We start from the raw sequence: 9533 nt of genomic DNA, 5'->3' as shown, positions 1-9533 counted from the left end.
CCCTGTTAGATACGGTAGTCGCTTAGCAATTTGGGAGTTTAGCTCAGCTGGGAGAGCATCTGCCTTACAAGCAGAGGGTCAGCGGTTCGATCCCGTTAACTCCCATATAAGCGGGTGTAGTTTAGTGGTAAAACTACAGCCTTCCAAGCTGTTGTCGCGAGTTCGATTCTCGTCACCCGCTTTGAACATAGTTCATACCCAAACTTGGTTTGGGCGCGTAGCTCAGATGGTTAGAGCGCACGCCTGATAAGCGTGAGGTCGGTGGTTCGATTCCACTCGTGCCCATTATATGGTCCGTTGGTCAAGGGGTTAAGACACCGCCTTTTCACGGCGGTAACACGGGTTCGAATCCCGTACGGACTATATTTGGAGGATTACCCAAGTCCGGCTGAAGGGAACGGTCTTGAAAACCGTCAGGCGTGTAAAAGCGTGCGTGGGTTCGAATCCCACATCCTCCTTACTAATATCGCGGGATGGAGCAGCTAGGTAGCTCGTCGGGCTCATAACCCGAAGGTCGTAGGTTCAAATCCTGCTCCCGCAATTTCTTTAAGAATTTGGCTCGGTAGCTCAGTTGGTAGAGCAATGGATTGAAGCTCCATGTGTCGGCGGTTCGATTCCGTCTCGCGCCATTAATTTAATATTGTATTTCGGAGAGATAGCGAAGAGGCTAAACGCGGCGGACTGTAAATCCGCTCCTTCGGGTTCGGGGGTTCGAATCCCTCTCTCTCCATACCTTTACGGGCATAGTTTAAAGGTAGAACTAAGGTCTCCAAAACCTTCAGTGTGGGTTCAATTCCTACTGCCCGTGTTATATGGCGGGTGTGGTGAAGTGGTTAACACATCAGATTGTGGCTCTGACATTCGGGGGTTCGATTCCCCTCACTCGCCTATTTTAATATTGGGGTATCGCCAAGCGGTAAGGCAAGGGACTTTGACTCCCTCATGCGTTGGTTCGAATCCAGCTACCCCAGTTTAACTATATGCCGGCGTGGCGGAATTGGCAGACGCGCTGGACTCAAAATCCAGTGTCCGCAAGGACGTGCCGGTTCGACCCCGGCCGCCGGTATAGTTATATAGACAAGGTTTCTAAGCCTTGTCTTTTTGTTTTGTGCTGGTAATTTCTCTTGTTTGAGTTACTAAAAATTACTAATACTCAATGAAAATCAAAATCAGACTTGCTCCAAAGGTTGGGAGAACCTTTAGAGGTTGGAAACAGGCAAACGTAGTGCGTTTCTCTCTGATGCAGAACGAACTCTGTCCCTTTTTGTATTTCAAGGGAACAGGCTGTCAAGGTCCGCTAGAGCTTGACACTCATCAAATCAAGTCAACAAGGTCTGATTTTTGATTTTCAAAGAGTAAAAAGCTCTTGACAGAAAATTTAATCCAGAGTATAATGTATATATATTTAGTCCGCGGACATAAATTGAAACATCGTAAAATATAGAGGATGTAGAAAGAGGTGTGCTATGCTAACAATAAATGCTAAGGAAATTTGTGACGCTGTTGTTAATGACTGGAAGCCAGAATATGATTTTGAGGTAGAACATTTCAAGTTACCGCTTTCAAAAAATGATTTTTTCAACACAACCTACTCTGCTTTAGGTAATATAACTATTAATGAATATCTTAAGTCATTGACTGGATGTTGTTATAGACATGCGACTTTCAAGCGAAGAGCCGAAATATTAATAAGTCACGGAAAAATTCGAAATCTATGTTTCCAGAAACTTGCCAATACTACAATTCTGAATGGGCTATCACAAATTGATAGTGATATTCCAAAATCTGTAGCTCAATTTATCAAAGAAGATACTACATTTGATAGCATTGCTTGGGCGGATTACCTGCTAAGTAGTGGTCAGGTTTTAGGAGCAATGGAAGCTGATGAAATTATGTTGTTTTCTTCATTGTGCTATTTGCGTAACATTATAAGTCTTTATGGTGTTCTTCCCTTTTTAATAGAACTGTCAAATGAAGATGATAGCATTTACTTCCATTGTGTTGATTTCAAAAATGACTTGAGCATATACTTCGTAAGCCTGACGAACCCTCTTGTCCCGCATTTTATTGAATAAGCAAAAAGGATACTTATGAGGTATCCTTTTTATATTAGTTCATCAAGTTTTTCTGCCAATTCCTTCTGCTTACTTGGATAGAGGTGAGAATAGGTGTCAATTGTAGTCATTATAGAAGCATGTCCTAGCCTTTCTTTTACAACTAGATAATCTTCCCCCTGGTTAATCAGCAGGGAAGCGTGTGAGTGCCTAAAATCGTGTATGCGTATCTTTTTTAGTGTGTCATCGCGTTCAAGGATTTTCTTGTATTGCTTCTCAATAGCATTTTTCGTAATTGTGAGAGGGTTACTTTGAAACACTTGGAGGGTTAAACTGTCGCTTGTAAATTGTTCCAACAGGTGTTTTTGTTGCTGTTGCCAATGCTGTAGTTCTTGGCTTAATTTTTTATTTATAATAATCCTCCTAGTTCCTGCTTTAGTCTTTGTTGTGCTAATGTGGCTAATTCCTTTATTGACATAGATAGATTTTGTGATATGAATTGTATTGCTTGAGAAGTCGATGTCTTGCCATGTTAGTGCTAGTGCTTCTCCAAGTCTTAACCCTGTAAAGAACAAAACGGTAAATAGTAGTTTGATATTGTATTCTTCAGGCTCAAACAGCGTTAGAAACTGCTGAAATTCTTCAACTGTCCAAAACTGCATTTTTGTTTTTTCAATTGGTAATTTTTTTAGTAGTTTTACAGGATTTGTAGCGTAATAACCTTTTCGCAAGCCTACGTCAAAGATTTTTTTGAGTAATATCATTATTTTATTGATAGTATTTGTACTTAACGGTTTATTTGAATTTTGAGCTACTTTCTGTTTAAGATATTCCCTAAACTGATATATGTCCTCATATGTCAATTTTCCAACATTATCAACCTTTGAAAAATAATCTTTAATATGTCTGTTGTAGTTATTATCTTGAGTATTGATATAGCTAATCTTGCGACAATTTATGCTATCTTCTTCTTTTAGCAGTTCATAGAGCATAGAAACAGTTATTTTAGCCCCATAGAAGCGTTCTTTTAGCTCTACACTTCTTAGGTAGTGTTCTGCTTCGGTAGCTTCTTTTTTGGTCTTGTAGCCCTTTCTAACTACTCTACGTTGTTTTAGTGTTATTGGGTCAAAGCCATTGCTAATATCAACTATCCAACCGCCGTCTTTATCTTTTCTAATTGCCATATATTACCCCCTAGAAAGAGAGCTATTTTGAACATCAAAACCAAGTAATTCAGTAGCGATAGAAGCAGGGATAGTTCCAATACGCTTATTTTGATATACTCTAAATCCTCTTGCTATTAGAAGCTCTTTCCCCTGTCTGATGATACGTTTAGAAGTTCCTTCAGAGAAACCAAGGGCAACAAGGTCATTTTTATTTATAGTTGCTATCATGTGACTTACTCCTTTAATCATCTAATTTTATTTTCTTATACTTTACAAGATTATCGAAATACTGACCGTCTTTATAAACTTTGCTAGTGTATTCCGTTTCATATAGTACGACTGAACTATCATAGTTGAAAACTTCATAGGTGTAAAACTTATCTTCATCAGGCTTTTTCAAATTACGTGATGATAAATAGGCTTGTTTACCGAAATTTTCCAACAATTCTTGTCCAATTCCTTTTTCAAAATACTTAGTAACATATCGGCCACGATTTTCTTTGCTATCAACATCAACTTTATTTATCCGTACTGCTCCGTGTCCCCAAAGCTCTAATAGTTTCTTATGTGGAATATAGGGAACGCTGAAAAGTAGAATATGAGCATGCCATGCTCCACGTTTTTGCTTTTCTAATACTGCTATATATCTTAATTGGCTTTTCTTAGTTTTAAATATGTGATAGTTAAAGCGTTTGATAAATGTTTTGAGTAAGTCTTTGAATTCGTTTCTCTCGCTGATATTTTCTTTAGTGGTCAAGGTAAGAAAAGAAGTCGTATCATCAAAGTTACAATCGACTAGGCGGAGTAAGCTCCACTTTGCTTCTAAGCGAGTTTTTTTCATGCGTTCAAGACGTTGTTCTTGTTCTTCTGGTGTTAGTTCGTCAAATGTTCTGCGTTTTGATTTTTCCTTGTTTTCAGTATTAGTATCTGTAATTGATTTTCCTTTTGAAAATATTGGCTTATCATATTCCCAAATTTCAATATAGGAAGAAGTGCGGACTATTTTTTTATTATATGAGGTCATAAAAAATAGTTCCTTTTTGATTGGCTTTCGCCAAAAGATTGTCTATATAATAAATAAACTAGGAGGAGCAAAGCTCCTCCCTACTTCTATCATGTGATCCTAAGCACCGCTCCGCTAAACACGCTTCCAGCTTGCCGACCTACAGTCGGCAGTTTTGCCTAGGTACATGATTAGAAGTAGTTACGTATGAGTGTCAGCAATAAAATATTGCATAGGTAACCCTCCTAGTAGTCATATGATTGAGTGACGGTATTATAACAAAGAACGGGTATGATATGACTTTTGCCAACACAACCATCAATAAAATAATGACTTTTTTGGTCATAGTAGATTTTCCCAAGATAGCTTGGGTCATTTGCGACCTCTGAAGAAGCAATGTGTCCTGAAATAATATCCTTATAAAAATATCCGATACTTGCTGGAAATTTGTTAGTAAAAATATCAGGATTAGAATACAATTTCCAATTTTCTCCGAACTCTTCATCAACTCCAGCATGGACAAATATTTGATTATCAGTCTCATAAAAACGTTCTGAATTAAAATATTTATTTCTAAACCAATCTACTATTGCAGGATATTCAGAAGTAACACAGTCTCTTATTTTCTTGTTAATTTGAACTAGGCATTCTTCATCAGATATAGAAAAATCTGATACAACTGTATCAACGATATTTTTTCGCTTATTCTGACCAATGAAACTAATTATAGTATCATAGGAAGTGTATTTAGAAGTTCCGTCTTCCTCAAATAGCCACTCAGAAAAATATTCTTCATGATTTCCTAATAAAGTGATAACCTGGTCAGGAAACTTCTTTTCTAGTTCGATGATTTTTGAGATAACTTGAAAAGATTGTGAACCGCCATCTATATAATCGCCAAGCAATATAAGTCGATTGTTCGTATCAGATAAATCCACTTTTGATAGGCTTTCAATAAATTCATCATAATGTCCATGAATATCGGACATGGCATAAATTTTAGACATAAAAAATTCCTATTGAATTAACTTTTTTAATGTTTCGTATGTTTCTAGATTTCCCCAATTTGTTGAGATGACTGTTAATTCATTGTGCTTATCATCATGGATAATCAAATCACCATTTCCGATAACTTGATATTCATGGTGGTTATTAAGGTATAATGAAAATGTATCAATTCCAATGATATTATTAGAAGTATCAATATTTTTTTGGGGAGTATGACCTACAATCTGTTTGGGATATTTTAAGTTTGTTTTTTCTTTTAGCTCGCTTAAATCTGCCCACAGAGGAGAACCAGTTTCAAATAGTCCTCCTCGTTTTGTTCCAATGCTATCAGCCAATTCTTTTAGTTTGTGAAGATGTCTTGAGGTGATTTTTTCAAAGTGCCAAGGTTCAGGGTTGAAAAGAGTGGTATATCCTGCGTGACTGATAAGAAAATCGTTCAATTGATATGCTACTTGTAATCCTAGTTCCTTTAATTGTTCTTTAACAGCAAAAAACACTTCTATATTTTCGACAGAATACTGGCTTACGAAATTAATAAGATAATCTGCGTCGTGGTTACCGATGATATTGATAACCTCCAAACCATTGGCTTCCATATTCTTTTTCCAACTAAATAAAAATGTGAGGTCATGTGCATAGAGATTTATATTATTTGTTTGACCAGGAAAGTCAACATAATCTCCGAGGAAAATAACTCTTTTGACATTATTATCTTTGATAACATTGTCAACTATTGGCAAAATTAGTTGAGATTTCAGATGTAAATCTCCGACTAGTAATGTTTTCATTTGACCTCCTATCTTGCATTTACTGCATAATCATAATATAAGTAATTAGCAATTAATGAATGTGAACTGCCATCTATATAATCTAAAACCAAAATATATTGGTTGTTATATCATATAAATCCTCCTTTGAAAGGTTTCAACAAATTCATCATAATGTCCATGAATATCGGACATGGCAAAAATTTTTGACAAAACCTCCTACTATAATGGTTTCTTACTCATTTCTTATCCATTCTTGAGTTTGCATCCACTTTAATATATCTTCAATTTGTTGTGGTGTGAACTTATATCCACCTTCCCAACTTAAATCTTCTTCAGCGATACGATGTAAAGAATGAAAGTCAATTTGGTGTGAGAACCTTATATAATTTGTATTTTCCCAATATTTGAGTGGCTCAAACCAAATTCGTTTATTATTAGTATGAGGAGTATCATCAATAAAAAATATCATTACTTCTAATAAATCTTTTATTGCTTGTAATTCTGAATCGGAATATTTTCCAGGAGGTTGAGAATAATAGTTGACATCTTCAATCATTGGTTTCTCCTATCTTGCATTTACTGCGTAGACATAATTTAAGTAATTAGCAAAATCCCCCATTCGTTTTCTATCGTCATGAAACTTATCAAACCAAGAGGTATCATTTCCAATTTTTTCAGCGTATCGTTTAATAATTTTGAGTTGAATAATAATTGAATCATGAATCCGCGTCCTTGATTTATTAGCAGAATCCTTCTCGGCTAATGGTATAGTTAAGAACTTACCACGTGCCTCGGCATATTGAGCACATAGCTCAATTAGTCTTTGCCAGTATTCAAGGAATTCTGAATCATGAATATTTACCGAGCTGATTAAATCCTCATAAATTTTTTCAGCCTGTTCAAAAGTTATGATTCCTTTGTCTTTTAGAAAATCGTTATAAGTGAAAATTTGCATTGTAAAACTCCTTTATATGTTTTTGTTATATTTTAACATAACTATTTTGTTACAGGTAAGACATCAGAGCAAGCAAACCAAAGATTGCCATTGAATTGTCCAACGTTCAAATCTTTAAGCGCAACAGGACAAGTCTTGTTGTTTGCCATTTCTTGAACAGAAGCAGTAGGGGTTAAAGTGTTGACTTTGACTTGAATCATTTCCATAAAGAAATCTGAGGTTTCATCTTGAATTGATACATTGAGCCGTAAAGCTATTGGTTTATTTGTTTCTCTGTCTAAGACTTCAGTATATCCTTTTACGGCAAAGAAGCGATTACCAAGGAGCTCAGGTTTCAAAAAATCATTTAGTTTCATAATAGTTTCCTTTCTTATCATCGCTGAGCGATGAGGAACCGATATTTCTACTGAAAATCTTACGAATTTCAGTAAAAATATCGATTGCAATTAGTTGGTTTCCTCTAAATATAATTGTAGTTCACTTATAAAATTAAATTGTTTGGTATCTAAGTAGGGGCTTTCCCAGTATTGAGCGTTTTCCCTGCCTGACCCCTGCATATAAAGATAGCCAGCTCCCTTTACTTCAATAGGTTTCAAATTGTCAGGAGTAGCAGAGCCAAAGACCATTCTATAACCTTCATTAGAATTGGCACCAAGAGCGATTCTCAATCCCAAGTTATCTCTAAGGTCAGTATTTAAGGTTTCGGCTCTCATTTGTTGGGCTGCTACAAGGATAAATATACCTGATTGCCTTCCGAGTAAAATAATTTGTTTAATTCCGTCCATAACTTCGGCAATAATTTCTCTTGATTTTTTATCTGTCCCTGATGCTTGAAATGCCCCCATTTCATCAAAAATCAGCCATAGAGGTTTAAAGCCATGGTCTGCAAAGTTTGAGCCGTATAGAAAGTTATCACGCATATATTGATATCGTTCCTGCATTTCTTCGACTACTAAACGGACAATACGAGCGATATTATTAGGAGTGGTTGCTACATATTTTTCTCCAAAGTAATGTGACAAGCTACCCAGGTCAGAGTTTTTTGGGTCTGCTATGTAGACAGTTGATTGTCGCTTGAGAAGTTCTAAAATCAAGAAAGTAATAAAAACTGACTTTCCACTTCCTGTACCTCCTGAAACCAAAATGTGAGGGCATTTTACAGGGTCATAGATTATTCCGTATCCTAAATCAATATTATGGTTGTTAATCATTTGTTTTTTGCTGTGAGATTGTATAATTAATCTTTCTGGTTTTTTGTAGTAAAAGTGGTACTCTACAAAACTAGGACGGATAATTTTCTCGTCTAATTCAAGTTCGAGAACTCCAGCAAGGACATCATCAAGTGACTGTACTTTTTTGCTAAATTCATCGCCTGTAATCAGAGCTTTGATAAGTACGTGACCCTTTTGCCTATCTAGCTCATATTCTAAGGTTGCACTTCTAATAATTTTTTCATGCCCTGTACTATCTTTTTGAGCAGTATAAAGTCGGTTAGTATATAGCACATACAATAAACTTTCTCTAATTATTAAATAAAAATCCAGGTTATATCTGAAATGTTTTAATTTAAGGTGGATTTTATATATAACAAAACCACTTAGTAAGAAGAATGGGATTTGAAGAAAAGCAGGTGCCCTAATATTTACGATAATAGTAAATAGAGTACAGACCGTCAGTCCTAGTATCAACCATTGGAATACTCTTAATCGCCGACTTGAAATAATGTAATTTCTTGTTAAATCTGCTATATGTTTCAGTCTAATCATAAAATCTCCTCTCTACTATTATTAAAGTGAAATAGTTGCAGTTAGGATTGCGTGGTCAGGATATCCGACTTTATTTTGATAATCAGGATTTTTTAAGAATTTCCAGGAATAATTTTCATTTGATATTGGGACATTTGCAAAAATATGGTCTAATTTACAATACTTCCAAGAGTTTACATCTGATGGAGTATATGCAGTTAAACCTAATTGGCTCATTTCCTTGACAAGTAATGGATAAGAGTAAAATTCCCTAGCTTTTCCCTGGTAAGAATGAACATCATCATTTTGTTTGAAGAAGCCATTATTAAAGTCACCTAGAATAATAGTATTTTCATGACTTGCAGGCAAATTTGAAATTAGATTATCTAGTTGTATTTTGCGCTCTTTAAAATCTTCAATGATATCTTTTCCACCAGTTTTTATACGAGTACCTATAATATTTAACTCCTTACCAAATATATTTACTGTAACTCGCAAAAAGTTTGGATTACTATCATCATTATCAATGGTAGTGAATTTACTATCAGAAATTAAGGAACTTTTGATAGCTACTAAGATTTCGTTTCCGAATTCAAGAGAACGGTTATCTTCAAAAATTTCATAGCCAATATCCTGCAATCTAGCACAGAATAAATTATGGGTCTCTGTCTTAACATACTCTGTTAGACAAATAATATCTGCGTTTAATTGTCTTAGTTCGGTTACAACCATTTCAGGAATTTGTCTGCCAAGTCCTGAACGTTGATTGATATTCCAAGTAGAAACTGTAAGTTGTGTCATAAAACTGTCCTCCAAAAAAATTAGCAAGAGG

11 protein-coding genes and 12 tRNA genes are annotated in these 9533 nt (G+C 35.6%); 13 read left to right on the top strand and 10 right to left on the bottom strand.

Annotated elements, in window-relative coordinates:
* Positions 1-32: 32 nt before the first annotated feature.
* The 13 genes from NOL38_RS06680 (at position 33) to NOL38_RS06620 (ending at position 2075) form a co-directional block, all read left to right on the top strand.
* Positions 33-105 (top strand) — tRNA-Val (locus NOL38_RS06680).
* Between the two features lie 5 nt (positions 106-110).
* Positions 111-181: transfer RNA gene (locus NOL38_RS06675), tRNA-Gly, on the top strand.
* Between the two features lie 30 nt (positions 182-211).
* Positions 212-285 (top strand) — tRNA-Ile (locus NOL38_RS06670).
* Between the two features lie 6 nt (positions 286-291).
* Positions 292-363: transfer RNA gene (locus NOL38_RS06665), tRNA-Glu, on the top strand.
* A 5-nt stretch (positions 364-368) separates the two neighbouring features.
* Positions 369-458, top strand: a tRNA-Ser gene (locus NOL38_RS06660).
* Positions 459-467: 9 nt separating this feature from the next.
* A tRNA-Met gene (locus NOL38_RS06655) sits at positions 468-541 on the top strand.
* Between the two features lie 15 nt (positions 542-556).
* A tRNA-Phe gene (locus NOL38_RS06650) sits at positions 557-629 on the top strand.
* A 20-nt stretch (positions 630-649) separates the two neighbouring features.
* Positions 650-730: transfer RNA gene (locus NOL38_RS06645), tRNA-Tyr, on the top strand.
* A 7-nt stretch (positions 731-737) separates the two neighbouring features.
* Positions 738-808 (top strand) — tRNA-Trp (locus NOL38_RS06640).
* 7 nt (positions 809-815) lie between these two features.
* A tRNA-His gene (locus tag NOL38_RS06635) sits at positions 816-888 on the top strand.
* Positions 889-899: 11 nt separating this feature from the next.
* Positions 900-971 (top strand) — tRNA-Gln (locus NOL38_RS06630).
* Positions 972-982: 11 nt separating this feature from the next.
* Positions 983-1066: transfer RNA gene (locus tag NOL38_RS06625), tRNA-Leu, on the top strand.
* 400 nt (positions 1067-1466) lie between these two features.
* Entirely contained in the window at positions 1467-2075 is a 609-nt protein-coding gene (locus tag NOL38_RS06620; protein ID WP_044755003.1) for a hypothetical protein, read from the top strand.
* Positions 2076-2104: 29 nt separating this feature from the next.
* Here the strand turns inward: NOL38_RS06620 and NOL38_RS06615 are convergent, their stop codons facing one another.
* From NOL38_RS06615 to NOL38_RS06570, 10 genes are all read right to left on the bottom strand, one after another.
* Complete coding sequence (locus NOL38_RS06615; protein WP_044768903.1) at positions 2105-3238, bottom strand: tyrosine-type recombinase/integrase; 1134 nt, start codon at positions 3236-3238, stop codon at positions 2105-2107.
* Positions 3239-3241: 3 nt separating this feature from the next.
* Positions 3242-3448: a DUF3173 domain-containing protein gene (locus NOL38_RS06610; RefSeq protein WP_044755000.1), complete on the bottom strand. Its 207-nt coding sequence runs from the start codon at positions 3446-3448 to the stop codon at positions 3242-3244.
* A gap of 13 nt (positions 3449-3461) precedes the next feature.
* Positions 3462-4244 (bottom strand): rolling circle replication-associated protein, encoded by a 783-nt coding sequence (locus NOL38_RS06605; protein ID WP_004195527.1) that lies wholly within the window; start codon positions 4242-4244, stop codon positions 3462-3464.
* Positions 4245-4468: 224 nt separating this feature from the next.
* Entirely contained in the window at positions 4469-5230 is a 762-nt protein-coding gene (locus NOL38_RS06600) for a metallophosphoesterase (protein ID WP_044754998.1), read from the bottom strand.
* Positions 5231-5239: 9 nt separating this feature from the next.
* Entirely contained in the window at positions 5240-6019 is a 780-nt protein-coding gene (locus NOL38_RS06595) for a metallophosphoesterase family protein (protein ID WP_044754997.1), read from the bottom strand.
* Between the two features lie 214 nt (positions 6020-6233).
* Positions 6234-6557: a hypothetical protein gene (locus NOL38_RS06590; protein ID WP_029186902.1), complete on the bottom strand. Its 324-nt coding sequence runs from the start codon at positions 6555-6557 to the stop codon at positions 6234-6236.
* Positions 6558-6566: 9 nt separating this feature from the next.
* On the bottom strand, positions 6567-6956 hold the full coding sequence (locus NOL38_RS06585) for a hypothetical protein (RefSeq protein ID WP_004195539.1): 390 nt from the start codon (positions 6954-6956) through the stop codon (positions 6567-6569).
* Positions 6957-6997: 41 nt separating this feature from the next.
* Complete coding sequence (locus NOL38_RS06580) at positions 6998-7312, bottom strand: hypothetical protein (protein ID WP_004195544.1); 315 nt, start codon at positions 7310-7312, stop codon at positions 6998-7000.
* A gap of 90 nt (positions 7313-7402) precedes the next feature.
* Positions 7403-8722 carry an FtsK/SpoIIIE domain-containing protein gene (locus NOL38_RS06575; RefSeq protein ID WP_044754996.1) on the bottom strand — a complete coding sequence of 440 codons (1320 nt, stop codon included), beginning with the start codon at positions 8720-8722 and terminating at the stop codon, positions 7403-7405.
* Between the two features lie 21 nt (positions 8723-8743).
* The gene (locus NOL38_RS06570; RefSeq protein ID WP_044754994.1) at positions 8744-9502 is read right to left on the bottom strand and encodes an endonuclease/exonuclease/phosphatase family protein; all 759 of its coding nucleotides are present in this window, start codon (positions 9500-9502) and stop codon (positions 8744-8746) included.
* Positions 9503-9533: the final 31 nt, after the last annotated feature.

Source organism: Streptococcus suis (assembly GCF_029616525.1).
Taxonomy (GTDB): Bacteria; Bacillota; Bacilli; order Lactobacillales; family Streptococcaceae; genus Streptococcus; species Streptococcus suis_AF.
The sequence above is the reverse complement of the archived record's forward strand: the minus strand, read 5'-3'. Positions and strand labels throughout refer to the sequence as shown.